We start from the raw sequence: 24128 nt of genomic DNA, 5'->3' as shown, positions 1-24128 counted from the left end.
TCCTGTCTCAGTCGTTCGCGCCGTCGAGCGCGTCCGCCACGGCCTTACGGGAGGGCTCCGGAAGGGTCCGGTACTGCCCCCAAAGCTTGTCCAGCGGACTCAAGGAACGCCGGTCTGCGGCGATCCAGCCAGCAAGTACCCGCTGCTCCATGGGCGACAGGGCCGCGACCTGCTCCAGAACGCGCCCCAGATCAACCTGCCGGCCCGAGCTTCCAGCCCCACACCGCTTGCACTCGGTGATGTGCTGATAGGCCGTGTCCCCGCTGGGCTGGATCACCTTGCGGCGGGCCACGTTGAGCACCGCCTGGTCGATTCCTTCCTCGTACGCCTCACCAACCGCGATTCCGCAGGTGCGGCAGAGGTAACCGTCCTCGTCCAGCACCTTCGTGCGCTGTGCGGCCGTGAGGCTCGCCTTGTGCTTCGGCGCCTTCGACTTCCCAGGGATCCACACCTCCGCCCCCTGGGCCACGAACCGCTGCTCCTGCTGACGGAGTGTGGGGTCTTCACGGCTCGGCGAGATCTTCCAGTCATGGTCACGCAGGTCGCGAATACGCCGGTCGATCTGGGCGACGTCCGGAAACGCCTCGCGCAGTTCGGCCTTTGTGAAGATGTTGCCCTCCCCTACTTCCTGCACCAGCCACAGTGCAGCCCGCGCCATGCTTCCGATACCTGTGTCCCGCCAGGACGGCTGCGCCATTTACTCACTCCTGTTGTCGAATCGCACGCTTTTCGGCAAAGGCGCAGTATGCGCGCATGCGTAACTCACGCAGCGGCACAAGCGTCTTGGCCACCCCCCGCTCCACGAGCGGCTGCTCTCACAGTGTCCCACCGAGAACCGAATATCAGTCCCTACTGGAACACTTGCGCACCAACCAGCAAGAACGGAACTCGCCTTGCGTCGTGCACAATTGGTCCGACCTGCGCCGCGCGCGGCCACGAAGTCGACAAGATCTGCCGATGAAGGACCGATTTCAGCTAATTCGCTACAGATGGACCGGAATGAAGTGAGTGATTGATATGCCACGAGCAAAAGGAAGCCGCACTCCTTACGCCTGGACAAGGAAGAAGGAGTTCGGCAGTGACGTTCCCCCAGGGAAGCGCGCACTTGCCGGTGAACTGCAGAAACTCTGCCGCCTGCTGGCCTTGAACCGCGACGGCAGCGCCCCGACGCAGCAGCAGGCAGCCGACCGGCTGCACATCAGGGATACGTCCTTGTCCAGATACCTCACTGCCGAATACCTGCCAGACATAGGCATCGTCAGGAAGCTCCACGCGATGGCGAGCGACGCAGGCGGCATGGAGGAGGGGGGCATCACGCTCGCCGAGCTGGAGAAGCTGCACTCCGAGGCCACTGCCGAGCAATGCGACGACTGCGTGAAGTTGCGCTATGAGGTGGAGGAGCTGCAACAACAGGCAGTCGAAAGCGCTGTTGAACTCAGTGCCGTCCAGGACGAACTCAACGCAGTCCAGAAGGAAGCCGCAGCCCTACGGGAGGGGGCTGCGGCCTTGAAGCGTGAAGTGCAGGAACTGAGGGCTCGAGCGGTGCGAACGCTCAACACCAGGGCCCGGCGCGCCATTCGGGCCGGCCAGAGATCCCGTTTGGCCAGGCGGACCCACGCGGCTCTGCTGCCGGTCCCCCCTTCGAGGGGGGACCGGCAGCAGAGTAATCCCGAGAAGCGGGCCGCACTGATTGTTGCCCGCCAGGCCGAAGCCTTGCAGAACGGCGGCCGGCAAGACAGCGCTCTGGCCCTGCTGCGCCACTCCGCAGAGGTGCTCAGCCCGGCAGAGACAGCAGCCCTGGTATGCGTCTTGCGTGAGAGTCAACTGGACGAACTAGCAGGGACATTGATCCACATCTACGGACGGGACAATCCCGATCCTCATGTGATGCGGGCAGCGGTCCAGCTTCACCAGCACGGAGCACCTGACGATGCCGCCGCACTCCTGCAAGCGGCTCTGTCGGCGCAGCAAGGGGCATCATGAGGCCAGGCTGAGAGGCCAACGGTCAGGCAGCAGCCGTCTCGAACTCGTAGTGCGTCTGGGCCCGATCCAGTACGTCATCCGGATCTTGCCCCCGGGCGGCGGTCCAGTGCAGCAAGTCCGCAATCAACTCGACGGCGGACTGCTCCAGGAGAACCGCCTTGCTGCGTCCATCCACGGCTGTGGCGGGGTAGTCCGCTCGGTACTTCTCCAGCGCACCGACGGCCCGTTCGACCCGCCGGCAGTTGCTGCGCTGATCCAACGAGACCTCACACCACACAGATTTCCCCGCCGCCGACAGGACCGTCCCCCAGTCCACAGCCAGAGCCGCGAGCAAGTGCAGACCACGCCCACACTCCTCATCGCAGTCAGTGGTCCTGAGAGACGGGATCTCGCGGCTCTTGTCGTGCACTTCGACGCGGAGCCGCTCCCTCTGCAGTTCGAGGATCAAGGTCGCCGAAGTGCCCTCCCCCACATGCTTGATGACGTTCGTCGCCAGCTCTGTGACGAGCAGTTCCGCCTCCTCGGCGGCCTCGCGCATTCCCCACTGGTCGAGTTGTGCAGCGGCGGCTTTGCGGAGCAGGGGCACCTCCGCCGGCTCTGCCTCGAAGGGGAGAACACAGCGGAGTCGGGGTGCGGTGACTTCGTAGCCGGTCATGGCCACTCCTCCCTCCATGCCACGCGCGTGCTGCGCCCGCCGTGTTCGCACGACTGCACTGCGTAGCGATCTGTAGAGGAGCATGACACAGAGAAGTCTTGCCATGTAACTTCTCACGAGAATCTATCGAGTGAATCTGCTGGTCCTTCAACTTCCGTGCTGCCTAGCCTGATTGGCATCTCCGGGCGGGCGCCCGGCGCACGCGGAGAGGAGTCGCATGTCGGTCCGCACCACAACACGGCGCCGCCAACTGGGCGCGATGATGCGCAAACTTCGGGCTCGCAAGGGGCTGACTCTTGAGGAGGCAGGGCGGCTCGTCGGAGCTTCCAAGGCCACGATCAGTCGGTACGAGACCCAGGCCGGACCGGTCAAGTGGCTGGTGGTGGACGCGCTCTGCCGCGAGTATGGGGCAAGTGATGCGGAACGTACGGCAGTTGTGGGACTCGCCAAGGACGCTAAGCAACAGGGCTGGTGGAGTTCCTTCGCCGACTCGATCCCGGAGAGCATGAACCTGCTGCTCACCCTGGAGGACGAGGCCGTACGCGAGGACCACTTCTCCTGCGTCTACGTTCCCGGGCTCCTGCAGACGCGCGGCTACAGCACGGCTCTGCAACAGGCCAACGAAGTACGCCTGGCGCCGACCGAGATCGAGCGGCTCGTGGACATCCGTATGAAGCGGCAGGAGATCCTCACCCGGCCAAAGCCCCCTCGGCTGTGGGCGATTCTCGATGAGTCCGTGATCCGTCGGGTCGTCGGTTCGCCGGACATCATGAAGGAGCAGCTCGACCGGCTCCTCGAAGCGACCGAGTCCACGCACATCACGCTCCAGGTACTTCCGTTCTCCAAAGGGGCCCACGGCGCAGCCCTCGGAAGTTTCGTGATCATCGGAGGCAGCGAACCCACCCTCGACGTCGTGTACGTGGACTTCCACACTGGGTCGCTGTTCCTCGAGAAGGACGAAGAACTGGAGCGTTACCGACTTGCGTTCGAGTACCTCCGCGCACAAGCGTTGGACATGGAGGCTTCCTCCTCCATGATCCACCGCATCCGCAAGGAGCTATGAATGCCCGCCGCCCCTCAACTCTCTCCTGTCCACGCCTGGTTCAAGTCCTCGTACAGCGGCGCCAACACAACCGAGTGCGTGGAGGCCGCCTTCGTACCGGCCGGCGTGCTGGTACGGGACTCCAAGCGGCCGGAGGGGCCTCACGTCGCGATATCGGCGGAGGCGTGGGGCAGGTTCTTGACTGCTCGGCCGGACTAGGCCCCCTCCGGGAGAGGGAGTTGGACGATTCCGGCACCGGCGGCAACCCCGGCACCCAACCGCCGCGCCGAAGCCGCCCGCCGACGCACCGCCACGTGGATATCGGCTGCAGGCAGTGCGACGCCGCCCGTACCGCAGCCGACCGCCCCTTCCACACCACTCCGGTACGGGACAACCGCCCCTGGCGGTAGTAGGAGCGGCCGACAAGTGGGGCCCTGGGCTGACCGCAGGGCCCCACAGTGGTCGTCAGACCGGCGAGTTACCTCAGAGCGGCATCCAGGTGCTGCTGCACCGGCTCGTAGAGCCCGTACGGCACGTAGTTGGGGATGTCGGCGAGCGCCACCCACGCGAGTTCGGCCAGCTCGTCGGCGTCTGCGACGTAGGCCGCACCGCCCACGACCTCGCAGGCGGTGTACGACATCAGCCGACCCGTCTTCGGGTGGACCCGTTCGCCGAGGAGCTTGACGGCGGCCACGTCCAGGCCGGTCTCCTCCTTCGTTTCGCGCACGGCGGCGTCTTCGCGCGCTTCCCCTGGCTCGACCTCGCCCGCGGGGAACTGCCAGGAGAGCTGGCCCTCGCTGACGCGGCGCCGCACCATGAGCACGCGGTCCTCGTGGACGACGATCGCAGCGGCGATGCCCAGTCGCTCGTCTGCGTTCTGCTGCGTCACGTCTGCTCCTCCAACACGGCGAGAAGGGGCGGGAAGATCGTACTCCGGGTCGTTCTCAGGTGAGCGACCAGTTGCGTAGGGCGGTGTCGGCCATCTCCTGGCGGGCGAGCCCGGCGGCCTCGATCGCCAGATGGCCGGTTCAGTCGAGCCAGCGGGCCTTGTCCCCGATACGGACATGGCCGGGTTTCTCGACCGCCGCGTACACGCCGAGGGCGTTGCCGAGCTCGCGGGCGACCCAGCGCAGCACGGAGCGGTCATGCGGGACAGTCGGAGTCTCCTTGGTGATCATCACGCAGCGGTCGCACCCCTCGGTGAAGCGCAACCGCAGCGTGCCGATGGCCATCCGGCGGCCGATCCAATCGTGCTCGGGGTACCCGGTCGCGTGGTCGCCGGGCACGTCGTCGAGCACCAGGTTGGGCCGGAACCGGCTGGCGTCTATCGCACTGTCCGGCAGCGTCGAGCCGAGGCTGCGCAGCGCCGTCGTTGTCAATACATGGAGCGCGGTGTCAGGCCGGTGCGGCTGGTGCTCGGCCAGCGTGACCTTGGCCTGTACAGCCGCACTGAGCCGACTGGCAGCGTCAGGCGCATCGGAGCGGAACCGCCGGCCGTCCGGCAGAACCAGCTCGGCCACGCCCGGCCCGAGGGTGACCGCCCGCAATCGCATAAGCGCCGGAACCGCACCGGCCCAGGTGACCTCTTCCCGCTCGTCGTGGATGGCGATGCCCCGGTCACCCTCGATTCCGAGCACACCGATCGTGGCGGCGGTCAGTCGCTCACCACCCACCGACTTCACCGGATATCGCCACAGTTGGTCGACCCGCATCCATCGCCCCCTTCATCCCAGCGGTCCGGCGACCGTTGTCGACGGCTGCCCCGGCAAGCACAGCGACGATCACCGTACTGGGGGCATGCCGTCGTTCCACCGCCCCTGGCTGTGACGTCTACGAGCAGCCCCGTCGTGGCGGCTTGCGGCGGTGGTCCACCTGTAGCTCCACCACAACCTGCTCCGCCATCCGGCGCGCCGGCCCCAGTCGAGGATCTGCGGGGTGGGCTGCCGGTCCGAGGATCTTCGAGCAGACGAACAGCGTCATCAGCTGGCCGTCCCGGCTCTCGAAGTCACGGCGCCGCTCATGTCGAGGTCCTTCAGCGCGACTCGGGGCTCACCGGGCCTTCTACACCGCCGAACGCTCAGGAGGAGCGGCGGCCGCTGACGCCTTCGGCAGGAGCCGTACGGCGCGCGCGGCCCGCCCCCCTACCCGTACTCGGCGGAGACCGGCCCGAGGACGGTCCAGCCCCCGTCCCCAGCCGCCCACCGCTCCAGCCATATGTCGTGTCCGAAGCCGAGCGTGTGGCCGTCCCCGGGTGGGCCGCCCACCTCGAACCAGCCCGAAAGGCCGCGCACGATCTGCCCGTTGAGGCTCCCCTGGAGCGCCGAGGCCATCTCCTCCGGGTCGGACGGCGTGGTTCCGCGGCCCTCGACCCACACGGTCCGGTACACCCGGATCAGCGTCTGCGCCGCCTCGTACTCCTCCAGGGCGCCGGGCCTGTCGGGCAACCGCAGGAGATACGGACAGAACTCCGTTTCACCCTTGACGCAGTCCTCGGCCCGTACGGCGCCGGGCCCGGCCGTGCCGACGCGGTACAGGGTGATGCCGTCCGGGACCTGGCCCGGATCCTCACGCTCCGCCTTCACGCAGGTGTTGAGCAGCCAAGGGGTGTACAGCACGGGGCCGCGGAAGCCGGCGCGGGCCAAGGCGCGCAGGTCGTCTCTGAGAGTGAAGCTCGAACCAGCGAGATACACGGCGTCGCCGCGCCCGCCGGAGAGGGCCGAGCGCAGCTCCGGGGCGGACATCGCGCCCGGTCTTTTGATGTGCACCGCCGTCGGGGGCAGCTTCGGATCCTCCCACTCCGGGCCGGGTGCGCCCTGCCCCAGCTGCTCTGCCTCGATGGCGTCGGAGCCGTAGGCGCCGAAGACGACCACCTGCTGCGTGCGGTGCTTCTTGCCCAGGTAGGCCCGCACTTGCCAGCCCACATCGGTGATCTCCGGGGCGACGGTCCACTGGAAGCTGCGGCTGAGGCCGGGCGGGTTCTCCCAGCGGCAGGTCCCGACCACCGGTTCCGGTGCGCCGAGTTGGTCCATGATGTCCAGGTCGGCGTCGTCGGCGATGGCCGCCACGAGCCGCGGATGGTCCCGCCGCAGCCTGTCGAGCGTCAGGCCGTCCCTCGGGGCCACGGCGACGAACTCCAGCGGCAGCCTGCCCTCTGCCTTGTTGTCGCGCAGCAGATCCCGCAGCTCGGCGAGAGCGACGCGGGCCGCACCGGCACGGTCCTGGCCGGCGTCGCGGGTGACGACGGCGATCGTGAAGGGCCCCGTCCCCTTCCCCTTCGCCCCGCCCGTCCCGTCCGTGCCCTTCGTGCCTGACGTCTGCTGGCTGACTCCCAGAACGACGAGCACCGCGGTCACCGCGCCTGCGAGCAGAAACGCCAGTACCCGACCTCGGCTCATACCGCTCGACGGTACGGGCGGAACATCCGCCTCAGCAGGGTCTGTCAGGAAGCTGTGACTGCCTCTGGGTCAGGGCCAGTACCCCAGCGTGTGGACTGCCAGGAAAACGCCCTCTCCGTGGGAGGGCTGCTGGTCGGCAAGTTTCGGCATGGCTCAACGATCGCCCGGAATCCACCCCTCCCAACGGTCCTTCGCCGACTCGCAACCCAGGGATCGGTTGACTGCCCGCCGGCCGGCGGACAGCGTCTTCCCTCGCCCTCAGTAGGGAACTCGGATTCCGTTTTGCCACAACGTACTCACGCGCGCGGGCACCCAGCTCAGACCAACACCTCCAGGCGGTGAGTTCTTTTCACGGGTTCCAGTGCATCGACTCAGATACTCGCTCGAAGCGTCGGGCGGCCAGCTCCTGCCTCCGGATCGCCCAGTGAAGTGAAAAGCCTTCCCTGCCCTCGATGCTGGGATTCCAGTCCGCCAACAGCACCCAGTCCTCAAGGTCCCAGGTCTCATCCGAGGAGATCGCAGCCGTTTCTACGGGGTTCACGTCCATGCATTCCTCCCGGGCGTACCCGCCCACTTGCACCCACCCGCCGCGGGGGAATTCACGGCCGTCCACGACGTTCCACAAATCCGAGTGGATGCTCGCGTAGGGAGCCCAGGGAAGGTCCTCGCCCCGCCAGCCATGGTCCGTGGCCTTCGCCTTCGAGGTGTGGAACGGCAGGGACACATCGGCGGCCATGCGCAGGTCCCCCTGCGGGTATTGCTCTGATATCTCCAGGCAATCCGGATCCTCGTCGTAGTACTCGAAGGTAATTGCCCGTTTTTCGACGGCCGCCCCCTCAGGGACGTACATCACTTGACCGCCACCGTCCAGGTCGGGGAACGCGAAGAGCAGCAGACGACCGTCGGGCGGCAGTGGAAGTCCCGTCACCTTTTCGGGCAGATCTGCACAATTAAGCGAGGCGACGAATGGAAACTCGGGGCCTGGGGCGCCGGGAGGAAGTAGCACGGGGCCGCCATAGCGGCCCACGACGGGCCCGTCCCCGTCCAGCGTCAGGGTCGCACAAGGGAGGGCGGCACCTATCCACTGTTCCACGACGCCGGAGGGGATATTCCGCCTCACCATCTCCGCACGGTACCGGTCCAGTTTGTCCAATATCTCAGGCGTCATGCGGGAACTATAGTGTGTCAGCTCATGCCATACACGCCCTCATACTGAGTGCCAATTGCTGCGACGCTCCTTCCCTATGCGCGGCGTCGACAACGCCTGTCGTTATATACGCGAAATATACGCGAAAGCCAGATTGCTCTCGCGCTCCGACAAAGTTCTCAGAATTCACCATTCCCCACGTACGGCCACTTGCAACGTGACTCTCCCGGGCCGACCGAGAGCCAGGCCCTGGCCGCGGCCGGGCTGCCCGCGGCGACCGTCGAGCAGATCAAGCAGGAGGAGGCCGCCCGCATCCCTCTCGGCCGTCGCGGCGACCCACGCGAGATCGCCCCCTGGATCCTGCGCCTGGCTGATCCAGCCAGTACGTGGCTCACCGGCCAGGTCCTCACCGTCGACGGCGGTCTGGAACTGACGTAACCGGCTCCACGCCGGGCGTAGCCCGGGCGGACTCGAAAGGACTGCTCCACGTGCTCGAGAGCGGCGTCGATCGGTTCAACTCGCGGGTCGGCGGATCGAGTTGCAGCGGCCGCGAGCGTCATACGGGGTAGGTACGTATCAATCGCCAACCGAAAGGGAGCCCCTGTGAGCCTGGATCTGCGGCACTGCACCAACATCGACCAGGTGCGGCAGACGATCGTGGACATCCATGTCGAGGTCCGCCAGAGCGACTTGGGCCTCACCGGGTCCTTTTACTCCGCCGAACGCTTCAACGACCGTCTGACCAGCCACCGTACGGAACCCGGCTGGGAAGCGGTCATCGCGTACGACGGCACCGAGCCCGCAGGCTTCGCATACGCCACCCCGCTCGGCCCCGACACCCGCTGGTGGACATCCATGACCGCCCCGCTGCCCGGCGGATACACGATCGAGACAGGCAAGCGCACCCTCGCGCTGAACGAGATCGTGCTCCGACGCCCGTGGCGCGGCACCGGCCTCGCTCACCGCATCCACGAACAACTGCTGGCGGGCAGAGGCGAAGAGCGAGTCACGCTGCTGGCCAACCCGATGGCAGGAGACGGCAAAGTCCAAGCCGTATATGAGCGTTGGGGGTACGAGAAGATCGGTGAGCAGCAGCCGTTTCCCGACTCCCCCGTGTTCGCCTCGATGATGCGCGACCCGCTGCACCAGGCGTGACCGTCACGGGCGAACCCCGGCGAAGATCCAGCTCAGTACAAGCGGCGCCCCATCTTCGCCGCCTGTCGCTCATAGCCCTTGGTCTCCCACCACTCCCCTAGGAGGCTGCGGACCAAGGAGGTCAGCATCTCCAGTCGACCAGGCTCGGGTGCGGGTGAGGTGAAGACGTCCACGAAGGACTTGTCGCTCCACGGCAGCGCGATTTCCCAGCGTTCTTCCAGGCGATTCGGCTCCGCGATGTCGAGCCGGTACGTCATCGTCACGCTGCGGTCCTGGTGGTGGTCGATCTGCAGGTCGCGGACGTTGAATCTCGTGCGTCCTTGGGTAAACGAGCGGGCGAGCACCCGTTCTGCTGGAGACCGCTCCGGCATGAACTTTCCCCTCTCCCTTCACCCTAAGTGCGCGATTGACGGGATCGTTGTGCGGGTCATTCTCAGGCCGCTGACCCGCACAACTTTGTCCGTAGGCTTAGCAGCGCGATGCGGAACGGTCTGTGACCTTGTATGCGGTGCGGATGTCATTTCCGCCCGCGGGGGTTCCTATGAGCACGCGGAACGTTTCCTCGCTGCACGGCGGCAAAGTCCAGAGGGAGAAGCCGTTGGGGACGTAGTTCTGTCGCCCGTTGGCGATGGTGTTGCTGATCTTGTTGTCGAACCTGGTGTTCCACCGGTGCTGGATGTGCTTCCATCCCCACGTGCTGGTCCCACACCGGAGCGTGTACCGGGCAGGACCCCGGAAGTACTCTCGCACGACGTAGTTCCTGCCGTGATTCCTGCACTTCGCGGCGATACTGTCCGCCCTCACGCCGGCTGTCTGCCGTGATACGTCCTGGCTGCCCTGGGCGGTGGCGACGGATGCGGCGCCTGACGTTGCCACGAGAGCGACGGCGAAGATGCCGGTTGCGGCAGCCTTGCCGGTACGGCTGGTGGTCTTCATTAACGATTTCCCCTCTGCTTTGCACAGGTGAGGGGTTGAGGGCCGCACGCGGTCAGTCGCACGGAAGTTCCCCCGATCCCCGTTTCGTTGATCAGCCTAGGGGTGCGTATTCCTGCCAGGAAGCCATTTCCGGTATGAGTCAGAGTCAGGGAGCAGTTGATCGACAGCGGGTAATCGACTCCCCTCGGTCTCACGTAGGCCAGATGGCGGCAGAAGCGGCATTCCACCCACGCTGTCATCACAAGCCGTGCATATGTGATTTGGGACACGAGTCTGCGGAGGATCCGCCAGGTCTTCAGCCGTGCCTGCCCGAGGGACGGACCGTGGTGTCGTACTGAATCGGATTCGTACATGGGCTACTTCACCGATACCGAGGGCACTTGTGGGAGCTGGTCTTCAACTCCCAGACCCAGTCGGCTGCGACACCGGAGTAGTAGTAGTCCCGAGTAATCCCGCAATGACCGGCCCGCGTGCTCGTAACTGCCGTACAGCGCCCCCGTGTTGGCTGAGGGCGTAGTGGTGGAAGGCGACTCCCGGTCCTACGTTGGGGGGACGCGCACACTATGGGAGTGGCTATGACTGACGGGTCGACAGACCCTGCGCAGCGGGCGTTGTCCAAGATCGACACTACGGCGCCGCAGTCGGCGCGGATCTGGAACTACTGGCTGGGCGGCAAGGACAACTACGAGGTGGACCGGGCGGCCGGGGACGCGTTCAAGGAGCTGTTTCCGGGGATCGAGGAGGAGGCCCGGGCCAGCAGGTACTTCCTCGTACGGGCGGTGCGGTTTCTGGCGGGAGAGCGGGGGATCCGGCAGTTCCTCGATGTCGGGACCGGGCTGCCCACGGTGGACAACACCCATGAGGTGGCACAGCGGGTGGCCCCCGACGCGCGGGTCGTGTACGTCGACAACGATCCGCTCGTACTGGCGCATGCCCAGGCCCTGCTCACCAGCACCACGCAGGAGGGGTCCACGCTGTACATCGACGCCGATCTGCGGGAGCCGGAGCGGATCCTGGAGGCGGCCAGGGATGCCTTGGACTTCACCCGGCCCGTCGCGCTGATGTTGATGGGCATCCTGGGGCTTGTCGAGGACCACGACGAGGCCTGCTCGATCGTGCGGCGGCTGGTGGCGGGGCTGCCGTCCGGCAGTTACCTGGTGCACTACGACGGGGGCAACACCAACGAGGTCTACAACGAGGCCACTCGGCGCTACAACGAGATCAGCGGTGCTCCGTACATCCTCCGCAGCCCCGAGCAGATCGAGCGTTACTACGACGGGCTGGAGCTGGTGGAACCAGGGGTGGTCTCGTGCTCGCGGTGGCGGCTCGACTTCGCTGGCGGTGGCGGTGACGGCGACGGGGCTGGTGGGCTGCCGCCGGAAGTGAACGAATACGGCGGGGTTGCGCGCAAGCCCTGACGCCGGGGCGTACGAGGTCTCGGGGGACGCGGAGTAGGCGGGACAGTGGCCGCAGGCCGGGACGGGTCCCAGGACACCTGGCTTACCGTGGCGCGCCATGACGAACGAATCGCACTTTCGGACCTACCGTGCTGGGCCGGCGACTCGGCGCATGTATCCGGTCTGGCTGTACTTTGGCATCTGCTTCAGTATCGGCCTGCTCGCCCAACTGTTCCTGTTGGTGGAATACGGAGAAGGCTCCCCCTGGATGGTGGTCAACCTGGCCGTCGTCGCTTCGTCGGCCTTTGGCTATGCCTCGGCCAAGCGGAACGCCACCATCACCACCCCCGATCACATCGAGATCCGCGCCCTCTTCGGCGGGACCGAGCAGATCGCTTGGGAGGACATCGAGGAGATCGAGATCAGAGGCTCCACAAAGAAGGCTCAGGCGGTCGTGATCCATATTCCCGGCCGCCATATCAGCCTGCCGCACGTCAACTCTCGGGACATCGACTCGTTTTCGGAAGAGGTGCAACTGCTGCGCGGGCTGTGGGAGAGCCGGCGCGGCCCCGACTGGTCGCCACCGCCACACGGGGAAGGCACCGCCACCTCTTGATGCGCCTGCACGGCCGGTCCGCGCTCGACCGATGAGATCCGCGCCCCGGGGCGGTCATAGGTAGAAAGACCACCGCGAGGGAACCGCGAGAGACAGGACGAACCCATGAAGCTGACGACCGTGACGAACGTCTCCGTCGACGGAGTGATGCAGGGGCTCGGCGGGTCGGATGAGGACCGCAGGTGCGGGTTCGAGCGCGGCGGATGGGCTCTGCCGCTGTTCGACGACGAGGCCGCCGCGTTGCTCGGCCGGATCTATCAGCGCGCCGACGCGTTCCTGTTCGGCCGGCGGACCTACGAGATCTTCGCCGGCCACTGGGGAGCCATCGGTGATCCGGACAACCCCATCGCATCGGCGTTGAACACGCGGCCCAAGTACGTCGCGTCGACCACACTCACCGACCCGCAATGGGCGGACACGGCCGTCCTCTCCGATGACCTCGCGGCGGCCATCGCGGAACTGAAGACCAAGCCGGCGGGTGAGCTGCAGGTGCACGGCAGCGGCGCCCTGGTCCGCTGGCTCCTCGACCACCAACTGGTCGACGAGATCACCCTGTTCACCTATCCCGTGGTCGTCGGCCAGGGCACGCGGCTGTTCCCCGCCACCGGCCCGGACACAGCACTCGACCTGGTCGAATCGCAGGCCACCTCGAACGGGGTGACGATCCAGGTCTACCGGCCCACGGGGCGCCCGCAGTACGCGACGGACACAGGCACGGGCACTGGCACTGGCACTGGCACTGGCACTGGCACTGGCGACTGAAGCAGGTGACACAACAATTCGGCGGTCACCGAAATGTCACCCGTCTAGAGATCTTTAACGGCTGAGGTTACGGCGCTTGAAGGTCGAGCCCGTTCCTCGGCTGTCAATCCACCGCCATCGGGACACCTCATCGTCCCGGCATAGCGCAGCCCACGACAGCCGTCACAACTCGACGTAAGTGGGGCTGGGAGGAGCGGATGCAACGCGACTTCCACGCCCGCGTGTTCACCTCGGACCGATGGCAGATCATCACTGCCGACGGCACGGAGACACGCCCGCTCCACGTCGAACACTGGCCAACCGAGATCTACCTGGCGCGGATCGAGCTCCACCCCGACTACCAGGCACGCGCATCGGCAGCCAGCTCATCCGCGGCCTCCTGCACCAGGCTCGCCAGCAGGACCGGGACCTCGCCTGGACGTCCGACTACAGGCCCCAGGGCTCCGGGACGAGGATTGCGACGGCGCCCTCGAGCATGGTGGCTGGCAGGGGCCGTGCATCGACCACGACCACGGCACGCTGTCCGCGGAGTGGTTCGGGCGGCCGACGCCCTTCCTGCTCGGGCGCCGGATCTACGAGATCTTCGCGGCGCACTGAACGAAGGTCACCGACAAGCCAGACGTGGTCGCGGAGCCTGGTGGACGGCACACCGGAGCTGCTGGATCCGATGGACCACTGAGCGTCAAATCCTTCGCGCTCCGGAGGGACGTCGGCGTCGCCGGACCCCATACGCTGCCACCAGTCCAAGAGAGCCGACGGCCATGCACGCGCCCACAGCCTGTTCGAATCCGGCCGGCCCCGTGCTGCCGCCGACGCCGGCGTCGGTGCCGCGGGTGGGAGTGACGGGGCTGACGGTGGCTGTGGGAGTAACCGGGCGGACGGTGGGTGTGGGCGCGACGGGAACGGTCGGGCCGGGGGCGCTCCTGCGGGGCAGTACCTCACAGGCGATGCCGTCGTCCGGCCCCTGGTCCTCGTCCAGGTCGTGCGGGTCGCTGGGGTCACTGTTCAGTACCGCCTGCGCGTCTTCCTGGAAGGCGAAGTCGCGGCAGTCCAGGTCAGGTTGTGCGTGCGCGAGGCCCGTCATGGGACCGGTGGTCACGAGAACCATCGTTGTCGCGGCGAGCATGGTGCGTATGCCCATGGGCCTTCCCTTCCGTCCCGTGATCGCTGCGGTCGTCACTGCGACCGTATGGACACAGCCCGGCCTGGGCACGCGCTGCTGAGCCGTACGGATGACCGCTTCTGACCGTGTCCGAATCGGCCCGATCACGCAGACGATTGCCGACCGGCACATCAGCGGGCGCGGCGGCAGGGCCCGGGACGGCGGTCACGGCAGGGGCTGTTCGTTCTAGAGATGTTTAACGGCTGAGGTTACGGCGGTTGGAGGTCGAGCCCGGTCTTGGCGATGAGGCCGTCGATGAGGCGGGGGCGGTAGATCGGCTTCTACGAAGGCGTGGCTCGCAAGACCGGCTGAACGCCGAGAGTCACACACCCCATTGGCCGCCACCGCCACCGCCACCGCACTACAACTCCGCCTCACCCCACGAAGTGACCCGCACCTCGTCGCCCACGGACAGCTTCCCCGGCCGGAGTACGGCGTACTTGGTGCCGAAGGCCACGCCGCCCCCGCCCGAGACGGCTCGGCGGTAGCTCGCGAGGGTGCGGAGGGGTTCGGGGCCGGCCCTCGTACCGGCTTCCTGGTCGACCAGGGTGACGGCGCAGCGGATGGCGAGCTTGGTGTAGCCGAGTTCCGTGTCGGCGATGGTGATCCGGCGGACGCGGTCCTCGGTGTGGGGGTCGTCCCAGCCGCCGATGACGATGTTCGGGCGGAAACGGTCCATGGGGAGGGCATCGCCGCCGCGTTCGGTCAGCCGTCCGTTCAACAGGTCCAGGGTGGACCGTGACAGGACGTGGACGGCGCTGCTGTCGGCGTAGCCCGAAGTGCCGGGGATCCGGCCATCGGTGACCCGGTCGTGCTCGGGCGGTACGCGTACCAGGCGGCTCGGCGCGCCGAGGACTTCGGACAGCCACGCGGCAGCTTCGTCGCCCTGGTCGATTCCCGTGAACGTCGCGCCGAACAGGTTCACGTCCCGGCGCGGGCCGGATGCGTCCACGTCGATGCTTAACGCGTACGGACGACCGGGAGCGCGGAGGGTGAGCCGTTCCCCATCGGGGCTGATCCCGGGGCGGATCAGCGCCAGCCGCGGCCAGCGCCGTTGCGTGCGGTACACGCCTTCCTCGCTGGTGACCATGAAGCTCCGGTCGTGCGCGAGCCCCGCGGGCGTCAGCACCGCGTCGTGCGCCGAGACGCCGGCGCACCCCTTGACGGGGTAATACAACAGCTCTACGACTCTGGCCACGCGCTCCCCTTATCTCGTACGTCGCTCATGCCGTACGTCATTCATGCCGTGCCCCGTGCCAGAAAACCCCGCACCGCTCCGTACAACCGCTCCGGCTGATCCAAGTGCACGTCATGCCCCGCGTCCTCGATGACCTCGGTCTCGATCGACATCGTCTTCGTCTTCGTCTTCGTCTTCGACGTCGCGCGTCGGTTTCGCATCTCCGTCAGCTCCGATGCCGGCATCGTGCCCTGTGCGCCGCGTACGACGAAGGTGGGGCAGCGGACTTGTTGCCACTCGGCCCAGTACGAGCGCTCGGCCAGTTCTGCCACCGCGGCCACCATCATGTCCCGGTCCACGAAGGACACCGGGGACTTGTCCAGCCAACTGTCTATCTCCGTCGGCAGGTTGGGGCTCGGTCCGGATGGGCCCGCCTCGATCAGGATCAGGGTGTCGACGAGGTGTGGGTGGGCCACCGCGGTGAGGAATGCCGTGTGGCCGCCCAGGGACTGGCCCACCAGCGTCACCGGGGCCAGGGACAGGTGCTCGATCACGGCCACGGCGTCCGCCACGCAGGACGCCCGAGTCATGTCCCGTGGGCGCCGTGTGCTGGCGGCGTGGCCTCTGGCGTCGTACCTCACCACCCTTCGGCCGTCGGCCTGGAGGCGGGCCGTCAGGTCGTCCCACTCCCCCATGTGGCCTGCCAGGCCGTGCAGGAGGAGGAGTGGGGACGACGGGCTGGAGCCGCCTTGACTTTGGGTGTCGCTGTACGCGATGCGGGTGCCGTCAGGGGCGGTGACATGCCCAGTGGCAGGGGTGGCAGGAGGAGTGTCAGGGGTGTGTGTCATCGGCGGGCGCGCCGGCGCGGTCGGGGCGCCGTTCGGCGGTGGATGGGACCGCCAGGGGCGTACCAGCCTGCCTTCTTGCGGACCGTCGGGGACGGGTCCGTTTCGTGGGTGTGGGTGAGAGCCGCCGCTGCTTCGGGGTGGGTGTGGACCCAGCGGGCCACCAGTTCCGCGGCCATGGCGCGTACGTGGGCGTCGGGGTCGTGGTGCAGCAGGTGGATGCCGCGTGGGAGGACCAGCGCGCTGTCGGGGCGGCAGGCGTCCGTCTTGCAGCGGTCGCAGGACAGGGCGTGCAGGACGGCCACCCGGACCTGGGCGTTCGGGTCGTCGAGCATGGCGATCAGGTCGTCCAGGACCTCCGGTACGAGAAGGTGGTCCAGCAGGTTGCAGCACTGCTCGCGTACGCGGGGGTGAGGGTGACGCAGGCCCCGGCGGATCGCGGGAATGGCGGCGGGGCCGTGGCGCAACAGTTCGCGGAAGGCCTCGGGGCGGCGGGGCTCGCTGCTCAGGGCGTGGACCAGGGTGTCCGCCTGTACGTCCCGCAGCGCTTCCGCCCGTACACCCGCCGAGGCTTCTTCCCGCACGACTTCCTGTACGTCGTCCCGTGCACTCGCCCGTGCCCGCGCTTCCTTGGGTGAGTCCGTCGTCGGCATACGCTCCCCGTCCACTCGCTCCCCAACGAGTCTGCGCATGTCCTCTCCGCGTCAACAACTCATTTAGCGATGGGCGCCGCCCCACGGGGCGAACCCGCGGGGCGGCGCGGCTTTCGTCAGCCGCTCAGCCGCTCAGCCGCTCAGCCGTTCAGCCGTTCAGCTGCTCAGCTAGCTGTTCAGCTGCTTCCGGGAGCCGCCGCCCGAGATCTGGATCCGGCGTGGCTTGGCCTGTTCGGCCACGGGGATGCGCAGGGTCAGGACCCCGGCGTCGTACGAGGCGTCGATGCGCTCCGTGTCGAGGGTTTCGCCGAGGAAGAGCTGGCGGGTGAACGTGCCGGTGGGGCGCTCGGTGACGACGACCTCGGCGCCCTCGGGGGCGGGGGAACGGCGTTCGGCGCGTACGTTCAGCACGTTCCGTTCGACGTCCAGGTCGATCGACTCGGGGTCGATGCCGGGGAGGTCGAAGTGGACGATGAAGTCGTCACCGGACCGGTAGGCGTCCATCTGCATGGCCGCGGGGCGTGCCGAGCTGAAGACCTGCTGCGCGAGCCGGTCGAACTCGCAAGCCCTTCATCAGTCCACGCCCACCGCCGCGCCCTGGAACGCCCTCCGGTACGCCTGCGGACTCGTACCCACCACCCTCTTGAAGCGGTCCCGGAACGCCGTCGGGGAGCCGAAACCCGCCTGCGTGGCGATCCGTTCGACGGGATGCGTGGTGTTCTCCAGGAGGTACTGGGCCCGGCGCACCCGTGCCCGGTGCAGCCACTGCAGCGGCGTCGTGCCGGTCTGCTCGCGGAAGCGGCGGTTGAGAGTGCGCGCGCTGGTGCCCGCGTGGGCGGCGATGTCGTCGAGGGTCAGGTCGTGCTCGGCGTTCTCCTCCAGCCACCGCAGCAGCGGTTCCAGCGCGCCGCCGGACGGGGCCGGGGGCTGCGCGTGGACGATGAACTGGGCCTGGCCGCCCTCCCGTTCGAGCGGCATGACGGCGAGGCGGGCCGCGTCCGCGGCGACGGCCGAGCCGTAGTCCTTGCGGATCATGTGCAGGCACATGTCGAGGGCGGCGGCGGAGCCCGCCGAGGTGAGGAACTGGCCGTTGTCCACGTACAGGACGTTGGCGTCGACCTCCACCTCCGGGTACATGTCCGCCAGATGCGGGGCGGCCAGCCAGTGGGTGGTCGCCCGCAGCCCGTCCAGGAGCCCGGTCGCGGCGAGGATGAACGCGCCCACGCACACGGAGGCGATCCGGGTGCCGTTCGCGGCGGCCGCGCACAGCGCCTCCCGTACGCCGGGCGGCAGCGGGACGGTGGGGTCGGCGGTGCCGGGCAGGATGATCGTGTCGGCCTCGGCCAGCGCCTCAAGCCCGTACGGCGCCCGCAACGTGAACGAGACCGCGTGCACCGACCCCGACGACGCGACCGCGCTCACCTCCTCCTGCGGCGCGCAGACCCGCACCCGGTAGGCGTCACGGCCGTCGGGCAGCCGGGCGCGCGCGAACGTGTCGATCGGCGCGGAGAGGTCGAAGGGGATGACCTGGTCGAGGGCGAGTACGGCCATGGTGTGCATGGCGAAAGGGTAGGCGGGGCACGGGAATTGGCCAACGGGAGCGTCACTGTTCAAGGTGCGCAAGCGATACGGAATCCAAGGTGGCCGACTCCTGGCGAGAATCCGTTGACCCCTGGCAATACCGCCACTTCTCGATGATCCCGTACGCCGCCTACCGTCCTGGCGTGACCAAGTTCCTTCTCACCATCCACGTCCTCGCAGCGATCGTCGCCATCGGGCCCGTCACCGTCGCCGCCAGCATGTTCCCGCCCGCCGTGCGCCGGGCGCTCGCCGAGCCGGGTGACCCGCGGGCGCTGGAGACCGTACGTCTGCTGCACCGGATCTGCCGGGTGTACGCCACCGTCGGCATCGCCGTCCCCGTCTTCGGCTTCGCCACGGGCAGCAGCATGGGCGTACTGGGCGACGCCTGGCTGATCGTCTCGATCGCCCTCACCGCACTCGCGGCCGCCGCCCTCATCGTCATAGTCCTGCCCCGGCAAGAGGCACTCCTCGAAGCGGCGGAGGCCGGCGAGGTCGGCGAGACCGGCGAAGCCGCCACCGGCGAGAGCACCGAGGCGGCCGGAGCCGACAAGGCCACAAAGGTGTCCGGCGCCACCAAGACGGCCCCGGATACCCGCGCCACCGCTCAACTCGCCATGTACACCGGCATCTTCAACCTGCTCTGGGCGACCGTCACCATCCTCATGATCGTCCGCCCTGGCTCCACCACGGGCGCCTGACCCGGCCGCCTGACCCGACCCCCGGCCCCAGTCGCCTGCTCAGCCGGGCTGCGAGAGCACGTTCACGACGCGCCCGTTCGGGTCCCGTACGAAGAAGCGCCGTACACCCCACTCCTCGTCCCGGAGGTCCCGTACGATCTCGGCCCCCGACGCGACCACCTCGGCGTACACCGCGTCGACGTCCTCGACCTCGATGCTCATGTCGGGGACTACCGGCGCGGTGCGGTCCTCGGTGATGAAGATGATCTGCGCGGTGGGGTTGGAGGGGGAGGCGAGGGTCATGACCCAGCCGAGATTCATGACCTCCTCGAGCCCCAACCGGCCGTAGAAATCACGGCTTTGAGCCATCGACTCCTCAGAGTCGGCCGGGAAGTCGGGGACGATCCTGCGGACGGTCATCGGCCCTGATCAGCTCCTCTCAGATCTACGGCCCTACAGTCCGGGCCTGCTGTCCGGGCCCTCCGGCCCAGGTCCTACGACTGTGCCCCTGAACGTCGCCCGGTACGCCCCCGGCGACACCCCCAGCGCCGCGTGGAAGTGCTGCCGGAGGGACGCGGCCGTACCGAAGCCCGCCTCTGCCGCGATGCGGTCGACGGTGTGGTCGGTCTGTTCCAGCAGTTCGCGCGCGCGGTCGACGCGGCGCTGGGTGAGCCACTGCATGGGCGTGAGGCCGGTCTCCTCGCGGAAGCGGCGGCTGTAGGTACGGACGCTCATGGCGTCCCGCGCGGCCAGCTTGCGCAGGGTCAGCGGGTCGGCAAGCCTCGCGAGCGCCCAAGCACGTGACGCGGCGGTCGTCGAGTCCGTCAACTGGCCGTCTGGGACCGGGCGTTGGATGTACTGCGCCTGGCCGCCCTCCCGGTGCGGCGGTACGACGGTTCGGCGGGCCACGTTCGCCGCGATCGCCGCGCCGTGGTCCCGGCGGATCATGTGCAGGCACAGGTCGATACCGGCCGCCTCGCCCGCGGAGGTCAGTACGCGGTCCTCGTCCACGTACAGGACGTCGGGGTCGACGCTCACCGCCGGGAACGTCCGCGCGAAAAGGTCCGTCGACATCCAGTGCGTGGTCGCCCGCAGGCCGTCGAGGAGTCCGGCCGCGGCGAGGACAAACGCGCCGGTGCAGATGGAGGCGATACGCGCGCCCCGAGCGCGGTCCAGCACTTCGGCCAGCTCCGCGCTCAGGCCGCCGGGCTTCAGGTACTCGTCCTCCTCGTGGGACGACGGGACGATCACCGTGTCGGCGGTCGCGAGGGCCTCGGGGCCGTGGGGCGCGTAGATCGGGAAGTCCGCGTCCGTACGGATCATGCCGGGCGTGACGGCGCAGGTCAGGAGCGTGTAGAGCGGCCGGCCCGAGTGTGAGGTCGCGTTGCCGAACAGCTGGTGGGCCAGGCCCAGCTCCATCGGCAGGACGCCGTCCCGGACGAGGACGGCCACTCGGTGCGTTTCTCTTCCTGCCACGACCATGGCCAGATTCTTGCACATCATGGCCATCTGGCCACTCGTTGCGACACCTCCGAAAACGGAGGCTCGACGTCATGACCACGAACGCAACCACCCAGCCCCAAGCCCGAACCCCGACCCGCACGCCGTGGATAGTCGCCACCGCCGCCGCCCTCGCCCTCGTCACCGCCGGTGCGTTCACCACCCTCGCGGGGCTGCTCGTCGGGCCGTTGCACGAGGAGTTCGGGTGGTCGCGGGGCACGATCGGGCTCGGGACGTTCGTGAGCATGGCGCTGTACGGGGCGACGGCGCCGTTCGCTGCCGCGCTGATGGACCGGTTCGGGATGCGGCGGGTCGCGAGCACCGCTCTCGCCCTCGTCGCGGCGGGTGCCGGGCTGACCACGACCATGATCGCGTCCGCCCAATTCATCCTGTACTGGGGCGTGTTGGTGGGGCTCGGCACGGGTGCCACGGCGACGGCGTTCGCGGCGACGGTCACCGAGCGGTGGTTCGTGGCGCGGCGCGGGCTGGTCACGGGGCTGCTGACGGCGGCGAGCGTGGTGGGGCAGTTCGTGTTCCTGCCGGTGCTGTCGGAGGTGATCGGCGCGTACGGCTGGCGGGCCGCCGCGCTCGCCCTGGCCGTGGCGGCGACGGGCGCCCTGCCCCTCGTATGGCTGCTGCTGCGGGACCATCCTGCGGACGTGGGCCAAGCTCCGTACGGGGCGAGGGAGTTCGTGCCCAAGCCCGCGCCCGTGCCGGGAGCCGCCCGACGTGCCTTCCGCGTCCTCGCCCGCGCCACCCGCACGGCACCCTTCTGGCTTCTCGCCGGCACCTTCGCCGTCTGCGGGGCCTCCACCAACGGCGTCATGTGGACCCACTTCGCGCCCGCCGCGCACGACCACGGGATGCCGGTGACCGTCGCCGCCTCGCTGCTGTCGCTCATCGGGATCTTCAACGTGGCCGGGACGGTCGGCTCCGGCCTGCTGACCGACCGCCTCGACGCGCGCCGGCTGCTCGCCACGTACTACGCCCTGCGCGGCCTCACCCTCCTCGCGCTGCCGCTGCTCCTCACCGCGACCGTCGGGCCGCCGATCGTCACCTTCGTCATCGTCTTCGGGCTGCTCGACGTGGCGACGGTCCCGCCGACCCTCGCCCTGTGCCGCGCGCATTACGGCTCCGACGCACCGGTCGTCTTCGGCTGGGTCAACGCCGCCCACCAACTGGGCGCCGGCCTCGTCGCCTTCCTCGGCGGCGCGGCCCGGGACGCCTTCGGCTCGTACGACCTGGTGTGGGTGGCGGCGGGAGCGCTGTGCGCGATGGGCGCGCTGATGGCCCTCACGATCAGGTGGCCGGCCCAGGACGAACTGACCACCGCGGTTTAAGGAGCCGTACCGGACCGGCAGCCCGGGGAGGGCCTAGGAGCCGTACCGCACCGACGTCCCCGGAGCCATGGCGGTCGTCGTTGTCGTGGTCGTCGCCGTCAGTGGGCGCGCGATGTCCTCCAGAGACCGCCGCTCGGCCCGTATCGCCAGCGCCGCCGCCACGAGCCCCGCCGCGCACATCAGGGCGGCGCCGATCTGGAAGGCGAGGACTGTGTCGGCGACGACGCCCGACTCGGTCAGCTTGGCGAAGAGCAGGGGGCCGCTGATGCCGCCGGCCGCGGTGCCGATGGCGTAGAAGAAGGCGATGGCCATGGCGCGGGTCTCCATCGGGAAGACCTCGGAGACCGTGAGGTACGCGCTGGACGCGCCCGCCGAGGCGAAGAACAGCACCACGCACCAGCAGGCCGTCAGGGTCGTCGCGCTCAGCGAGCCCCGGTCGAAGAGCCAGGCCGTGCCGAACAGCAGCAGACCGGAGAGCAGATACGTCGACGAGATCATCACCCGGCGGCCGACGGTGTCGAAGAGCTTGCCGAGCAGGAGCGGGCCGAGGAAGTTGCCGGCCGCGATGACGGCGAAGTAGTAGCCGGTGTCGGAGGTCGAGACGTCGAAGAACGTGGTGAGGATGGCGCCGAAGCCGAAGGTGATCGCGTTGTAGAGGAACGCCTGGCCGATGAAGAGGGAGAAGCCGAGCACGGCGCGCCGACGGTACTGGGAGAAGACCGTACGGGCGATGGTGCCGAAGCCGATGCTCTCGCGCTGACGGATGGTGATCTCGCCCGCCGGGCGCGGCAGTTCACGGCCGGTGTGCTCCTCGGCGACCTGTTCCTCCACAGAGGAGACCAGCCGTTCCGCCTCCTCCTCCTTGCCGTGGATGAGGAGCCAGCGTGGGCTTTCGGGAACGTTGCGGCGGACGAGGAGGATGACCAGGCCGAGGACGACGCCGAGGGCGAAGGTGAGGCGCCAGCCGACGTTGATGGCGAACAGGTCCGTGTTCAGCGCGACGATCGACAGCAGCGAGCCGCCGATCGCGCCGAGCCAGAAGCTTCCGTTGATGATCAGGTCGACCCGGCCGCGGTACTGGGACGGGATCAGCTCGTCGATCGCCGAGTTGATCGCCGCGTACTCGCCGCCGATGCCGAAACCGGTGAGGAACCGGAAGGCGAAGAACCACCAGGAGTGGAAGGAGACGGAGGTCAGGGCCGTGGCGCCCAGGTAGACGGCGAGCGTGACCATGAACAGCTTCTTGCGGCCGAAGAGGTCGGTGAGCCGGCCGAAGAACAGTGCGCCCGAGCAGGCCCCGGCGACATAGAGGGCGGCAGCGATGCCGGTGACCTGCGCGGAGGAGATCGGCAGTCCGCTGCCCTCCTCCGAGAGGCGCCCGGCGATGTTGCCGACAACGGTGACCTCTAACCCGTCGAGGATCCATACCGTGCCGAGGCCGATCACCACCGTCCAGTGCCAGCGTGACCAGGGGAGACGGTCGAGGCGGGCGGGGATGGCCGTGGTGACGGTACTGCCGGTCTGCGGCGCGGTGGCGGACATGGGCTCGGCTCCCTCCTCGTCGAGCGAACCCGGGACGGGTCCCCGAGGAGGGAGGGCTTACGCCCCCAGCGCCCGCGACACCGTATAGATGACCAGCCCCGCCAGCGAGCCCACCACCGTGCCGTTGATGCGGATGAACTGGAGGTCGCGGCCGATGTGCGCCTCGATCTTCCGGGTGGTGTGCTCGGGGTCCCAGCTCGCGACGGTGTCCGTGATGAGGGAGGTGATCTCGTCGCGGTACGTCGTCACCACGTACACCGCCGCGTCCTCGACCCAGCCGTCGATCTTCGACTGGAGGCTCGGCTCGGTGGACATCCGCTGGCCGAGCGACAGCAACGAGGCCCTTACCCGCAGCCGCAGTTCGCTGCGCTCGTCCTCGGCGGCGGACACGATCATCTGCCGTACGGAGGACCAGGCGGAGGCGATGATGTCCTGCACCTCGCCGCGGCCGAGGACCTCGCGCTTGAGGTTCTCCACACGTCCGCGGGTGTCGGTGTCGGACTGCAGGTCGGCGGCGAAGTCGGTGAGGAAGCGGTCGAGGGCGCCGCGGGCCGGGTGGGCGG

Annotated in this window: 28 protein-coding genes and 1 pseudogene; 10 read left to right on the top strand and 19 right to left on the bottom strand. The window is 68.2% G+C overall.

Features of this window, described 5'->3' with window-relative positions; genetic code table 11:
* Positions 1 to 7: 7 nt before the first annotated feature.
* Positions 8 to 697 (bottom strand): hypothetical protein, encoded by a 690-nt coding sequence (locus G6048_RS26490; RefSeq protein ID WP_165342098.1) that lies wholly within the window; start codon positions 695 to 697, stop codon positions 8 to 10.
* A gap of 311 nt (positions 698 to 1008) precedes the next feature.
* Here G6048_RS26490 and G6048_RS26485 point away from each other — a divergent pair, with 311 nt between their 5' ends.
* Complete coding sequence (locus tag G6048_RS26485; protein ID WP_165342097.1) at positions 1009 to 1983, top strand: hypothetical protein; 975 nt, start codon at positions 1009 to 1011, stop codon at positions 1981 to 1983.
* Between the two features lie 22 nt (positions 1984 to 2005).
* Here G6048_RS26485 and G6048_RS26480 read toward each other — a convergent pair whose 3' ends face one another.
* The gene (locus G6048_RS26480; protein ID WP_165342096.1) at positions 2006 to 2638 is read right to left on the bottom strand and encodes an ATP-binding protein; all 633 of its coding nucleotides are present in this window, start codon (positions 2636 to 2638) and stop codon (positions 2006 to 2008) included.
* A gap of 217 nt (positions 2639 to 2855) precedes the next feature.
* Between G6048_RS26480 and G6048_RS26475 the strand changes: the two genes are divergently transcribed.
* Both G6048_RS26475 and G6048_RS26470 read left to right on the top strand, forming a co-directional pair.
* A complete protein-coding gene (locus tag G6048_RS26475; RefSeq protein WP_165342095.1) occupies positions 2856 to 3701 on the top strand; it encodes a helix-turn-helix domain-containing protein in 846 nt (281 codons plus the stop codon).
* Positions 3702 to 3899, top strand: coding sequence for a DUF397 domain-containing protein (locus G6048_RS26470; protein ID WP_165342094.1), 198 nt, complete (start codon positions 3702 to 3704; stop codon positions 3897 to 3899).
* A 259-nt stretch (positions 3900 to 4158) separates the two neighbouring features.
* On the opposite strand, the gene G6048_RS26465 is transcribed toward G6048_RS26470, so the two are convergent.
* From G6048_RS26465 to G6048_RS26445, 5 genes and pseudogenes are all read right to left on the bottom strand, one after another.
* Complete coding sequence (locus G6048_RS26465) at positions 4159 to 4569, bottom strand: NUDIX hydrolase (protein WP_165342093.1); 411 nt, start codon at positions 4567 to 4569, stop codon at positions 4159 to 4161.
* Positions 4570 to 4708: 139 nt separating this feature from the next.
* Positions 4709 to 5392, bottom strand: a complete 684-nt coding sequence (locus G6048_RS26460) for an MOSC domain-containing protein (protein ID WP_165342092.1) — start codon at positions 5390 to 5392, stop codon at positions 4709 to 4711.
* 118 nt (positions 5393 to 5510) lie between these two features.
* A pseudogene (locus tag G6048_RS49920) lies at positions 5511 to 5708 on the bottom strand (hypothetical protein); the annotation flags it as partial.
* 113 nt (positions 5709 to 5821) lie between these two features.
* On the bottom strand, positions 5822 to 7075 hold the full coding sequence (locus G6048_RS26450) for a hypothetical protein (RefSeq protein ID WP_165342091.1): 1254 nt from the start codon (positions 7073 to 7075) through the stop codon (positions 5822 to 5824).
* A 349-nt stretch (positions 7076 to 7424) separates the two neighbouring features.
* On the bottom strand, positions 7425 to 8243 hold the full coding sequence (locus G6048_RS26445; RefSeq protein ID WP_165342090.1) for a DUF1963 domain-containing protein: 819 nt from the start codon (positions 8241 to 8243) through the stop codon (positions 7425 to 7427).
* A 189-nt stretch (positions 8244 to 8432) separates the two neighbouring features.
* Here G6048_RS26445 and G6048_RS26440 point away from each other — a divergent pair, with 189 nt between their 5' ends.
* Together G6048_RS26440 and G6048_RS26435 are read left to right on the top strand one after the other, a co-directional pair.
* On the top strand, positions 8433 to 8660 hold the full coding sequence (locus G6048_RS26440) for an SDR family oxidoreductase (protein WP_235990327.1): 228 nt from the start codon (positions 8433 to 8435) through the stop codon (positions 8658 to 8660).
* Between the two features lie 165 nt (positions 8661 to 8825).
* Entirely contained in the window at positions 8826 to 9377 is a 552-nt protein-coding gene (locus G6048_RS26435; protein ID WP_165342089.1) for a GNAT family N-acetyltransferase, read from the top strand.
* A gap of 32 nt (positions 9378 to 9409) precedes the next feature.
* On the opposite strand, the gene G6048_RS26430 is transcribed toward G6048_RS26435, so the two are convergent.
* Both G6048_RS26430 and G6048_RS26425 read right to left on the bottom strand, forming a co-directional pair.
* Positions 9410 to 9748, bottom strand: a complete 339-nt coding sequence (locus G6048_RS26430) for a hypothetical protein (RefSeq protein ID WP_165342088.1) — start codon at positions 9746 to 9748, stop codon at positions 9410 to 9412.
* A 97-nt stretch (positions 9749 to 9845) separates the two neighbouring features.
* On the bottom strand, positions 9846 to 10313 hold the full coding sequence (locus G6048_RS26425) for a hypothetical protein (protein WP_165342087.1): 468 nt from the start codon (positions 10311 to 10313) through the stop codon (positions 9846 to 9848).
* Positions 10314 to 10888: 575 nt separating this feature from the next.
* Here G6048_RS26425 and G6048_RS26420 point away from each other — a divergent pair.
* From G6048_RS26420 to G6048_RS26410, 3 genes are all read left to right on the top strand, one after another.
* Entirely contained in the window at positions 10889 to 11731 is an 843-nt protein-coding gene (locus G6048_RS26420) for an SAM-dependent methyltransferase (protein WP_165342086.1), read from the top strand.
* A gap of 97 nt (positions 11732 to 11828) precedes the next feature.
* A complete protein-coding gene (locus G6048_RS26415) occupies positions 11829 to 12326 on the top strand; it encodes a PH domain-containing protein (RefSeq protein ID WP_165342085.1) in 498 nt (165 codons plus the stop codon).
* Positions 12327 to 12431: 105 nt separating this feature from the next.
* On the top strand, positions 12432 to 13088 hold the full coding sequence (locus G6048_RS26410; RefSeq protein ID WP_165342084.1) for a dihydrofolate reductase family protein: 657 nt from the start codon (positions 12432 to 12434) through the stop codon (positions 13086 to 13088).
* Positions 13089 to 13770: 682 nt separating this feature from the next.
* On the opposite strand, the gene G6048_RS26405 is transcribed toward G6048_RS26410, so the two are convergent.
* From G6048_RS26405 to G6048_RS26380, 6 genes are all read right to left on the bottom strand, one after another.
* Positions 13771 to 14229 carry a hypothetical protein gene (locus G6048_RS26405; protein ID WP_165342083.1) on the bottom strand — a complete coding sequence of 153 codons (459 nt, stop codon included), beginning with the start codon at positions 14227 to 14229 and terminating at the stop codon, positions 13771 to 13773.
* A gap of 382 nt (positions 14230 to 14611) precedes the next feature.
* On the bottom strand, positions 14612 to 15448 hold the full coding sequence (locus tag G6048_RS26400) for an MOSC domain-containing protein (protein ID WP_165342082.1): 837 nt from the start codon (positions 15446 to 15448) through the stop codon (positions 14612 to 14614).
* Between the two features lie 41 nt (positions 15449 to 15489).
* Positions 15490 to 16275, bottom strand: coding sequence for an alpha/beta fold hydrolase (locus G6048_RS26395; RefSeq protein WP_165342081.1), 786 nt, complete (start codon positions 16273 to 16275; stop codon positions 15490 to 15492).
* Entirely contained in the window at positions 16272 to 16964 is a 693-nt protein-coding gene (locus G6048_RS26390; protein WP_235990325.1) for a HEAT repeat domain-containing protein, read from the bottom strand. The genes G6048_RS26395 and G6048_RS26390 overlap by 4 nt, the downstream gene beginning before the upstream one ends.
* A gap of 129 nt (positions 16965 to 17093) precedes the next feature.
* A complete protein-coding gene (locus tag G6048_RS26385; protein WP_235990324.1) occupies positions 17094 to 17435 on the bottom strand; it encodes an Hsp20/alpha crystallin family protein in 342 nt (113 codons plus the stop codon).
* Positions 17436 to 17498: 63 nt separating this feature from the next.
* Positions 17499 to 18485, bottom strand: coding sequence for a GlxA family transcriptional regulator (locus tag G6048_RS26380; RefSeq protein ID WP_165342080.1), 987 nt, complete (start codon positions 18483 to 18485; stop codon positions 17499 to 17501).
* A gap of 164 nt (positions 18486 to 18649) precedes the next feature.
* Here G6048_RS26380 and G6048_RS26375 point away from each other — a divergent pair, with 164 nt between their 5' ends.
* On the top strand, positions 18650 to 19204 hold the full coding sequence (locus G6048_RS26375; protein WP_165342079.1) for a DUF2269 family protein: 555 nt from the start codon (positions 18650 to 18652) through the stop codon (positions 19202 to 19204).
* A 39-nt stretch (positions 19205 to 19243) separates the two neighbouring features.
* Here the strand turns inward: G6048_RS26375 and G6048_RS26370 are convergent, their stop codons facing one another.
* Both G6048_RS26370 and G6048_RS26365 read right to left on the bottom strand, forming a co-directional pair.
* Positions 19244 to 19603 (bottom strand): VOC family protein, encoded by a 360-nt coding sequence (locus G6048_RS26370; protein WP_165342078.1) that lies wholly within the window; start codon positions 19601 to 19603, stop codon positions 19244 to 19246.
* Positions 19604 to 19636: 33 nt separating this feature from the next.
* A complete protein-coding gene (locus tag G6048_RS26365; RefSeq protein WP_165342077.1) occupies positions 19637 to 20692 on the bottom strand; it encodes a GlxA family transcriptional regulator in 1056 nt (351 codons plus the stop codon).
* A gap of 44 nt (positions 20693 to 20736) precedes the next feature.
* Here G6048_RS26365 and G6048_RS26360 point away from each other — a divergent pair, with 44 nt between their 5' ends.
* Positions 20737 to 22023 carry an MFS transporter gene (locus tag G6048_RS26360; protein ID WP_165342076.1) on the top strand — a complete coding sequence of 429 codons (1287 nt, stop codon included), beginning with the start codon at positions 20737 to 20739 and terminating at the stop codon, positions 22021 to 22023.
* 33 nt (positions 22024 to 22056) lie between these two features.
* Here the strand turns inward: G6048_RS26360 and G6048_RS26355 are convergent, their stop codons facing one another.
* Both G6048_RS26355 and G6048_RS26350 read right to left on the bottom strand, forming a co-directional pair.
* Positions 22057 to 23565: an MFS transporter gene (locus G6048_RS26355; protein WP_165342075.1), complete on the bottom strand. Its 1509-nt coding sequence runs from the start codon at positions 23563 to 23565 to the stop codon at positions 22057 to 22059.
* Between the two features lie 57 nt (positions 23566 to 23622).
* The coding region (locus tag G6048_RS26350; RefSeq protein WP_165342074.1) for a DUF445 domain-containing protein at positions 23623 to 24128 on the bottom strand (506 nt) is incomplete at its 5' end.

This window comes from Streptomyces ureilyticus, assembly GCF_011045025.1.
GTDB lineage: Bacteria > Actinomycetota > Actinomycetes > Streptomycetales > Streptomycetaceae > Streptomyces > Streptomyces ureilyticus.
The sequence above is the reverse complement of the archived record's forward strand: the minus strand, read 5'-3'. Positions and strand labels throughout refer to the sequence as shown.

Bases quoted from the DNA above. Each gene is read 5' to 3' on its own strand.
- G6048_RS26490 (WP_165342098.1), bottom strand. From the start codon at position 697: ATGGCGCAGCCGTCCTGGCGGGACACAGGTATCGGAAGCATGGCGCGG.
- G6048_RS26480 (WP_165342096.1), bottom strand. From the start codon at position 2,638: ATGACCGGCTACGAAGTCACCGCACCCCGACTCCGCTGTGTTCTCCCC.
- G6048_RS26475 (WP_165342095.1), top strand. From the start codon at position 2,856: ATGTCGGTCCGCACCACAACACGGCGCCGCCAACTGGGCGCGATGATG.
- G6048_RS26470 (WP_165342094.1), top strand. From the start codon at position 3,702: ATGCCCGCCGCCCCTCAACTCTCTCCTGTCCACGCCTGGTTCAAGTCC.
- G6048_RS26460 (WP_165342092.1), bottom strand. From the start codon at position 5,392: ATGCGGGTCGACCAACTGTGGCGATATCCGGTGAAGTCGGTGGGTGGT.
- G6048_RS26450 (WP_165342091.1), bottom strand. From the start codon at position 7,075: ATGAGCCGAGGTCGGGTACTGGCGTTTCTGCTCGCAGGCGCGGTGACC.
- G6048_RS26445 (WP_165342090.1), bottom strand. From the start codon at position 8,243: ATGACGCCTGAGATATTGGACAAACTGGACCGGTACCGTGCGGAGATG.
- G6048_RS26430 (WP_165342088.1), bottom strand. From the start codon at position 9,748: ATGCCGGAGCGGTCTCCAGCAGAACGGGTGCTCGCCCGCTCGTTTACC.
- G6048_RS26425 (WP_165342087.1), bottom strand. From the start codon at position 10,313: ATGAAGACCACCAGCCGTACCGGCAAGGCTGCCGCAACCGGCATCTTC.
- G6048_RS26420 (WP_165342086.1), top strand. From the start codon at position 10,889: ATGACTGACGGGTCGACAGACCCTGCGCAGCGGGCGTTGTCCAAGATC.
- G6048_RS26415 (WP_165342085.1), top strand. From the start codon at position 11,829: ATGACGAACGAATCGCACTTTCGGACCTACCGTGCTGGGCCGGCGACT.
- G6048_RS26410 (WP_165342084.1), top strand. From the start codon at position 12,432: ATGAAGCTGACGACCGTGACGAACGTCTCCGTCGACGGAGTGATGCAG.
- G6048_RS26405 (WP_165342083.1), bottom strand. From the start codon at position 14,229: ATGGGCATACGCACCATGCTCGCCGCGACAACGATGGTTCTCGTGACC.
- G6048_RS26395 (WP_165342081.1), bottom strand. From the start codon at position 16,275: ATGACACACACCCCTGACACTCCTCCTGCCACCCCTGCCACTGGGCAT.
- G6048_RS26390 (WP_235990325.1), bottom strand. From the start codon at position 16,964: ATGCGCAGACTCGTTGGGGAGCGAGTGGACGGGGAGCGTATGCCGACG.
- G6048_RS26385 (WP_235990324.1), bottom strand. From the start codon at position 17,435: ATGCAGATGGACGCCTACCGGTCCGGTGACGACTTCATCGTCCACTTC.
- G6048_RS26380 (WP_165342080.1), bottom strand. From the start codon at position 18,485: ATGCACACCATGGCCGTACTCGCCCTCGACCAGGTCATCCCCTTCGAC.
- G6048_RS26370 (WP_165342078.1), bottom strand. From the start codon at position 19,603: ATGACCGTCCGCAGGATCGTCCCCGACTTCCCGGCCGACTCTGAGGAG.
- G6048_RS26365 (WP_165342077.1), bottom strand. From the start codon at position 20,692: ATGGCCATGATGTGCAAGAATCTGGCCATGGTCGTGGCAGGAAGAGAA.
- G6048_RS26360 (WP_165342076.1), top strand. From the start codon at position 20,737: ATGACCACGAACGCAACCACCCAGCCCCAAGCCCGAACCCCGACCCGC.
- G6048_RS26355 (WP_165342075.1), bottom strand. From the start codon at position 23,565: ATGTCCGCCACCGCGCCGCAGACCGGCAGTACCGTCACCACGGCCATC.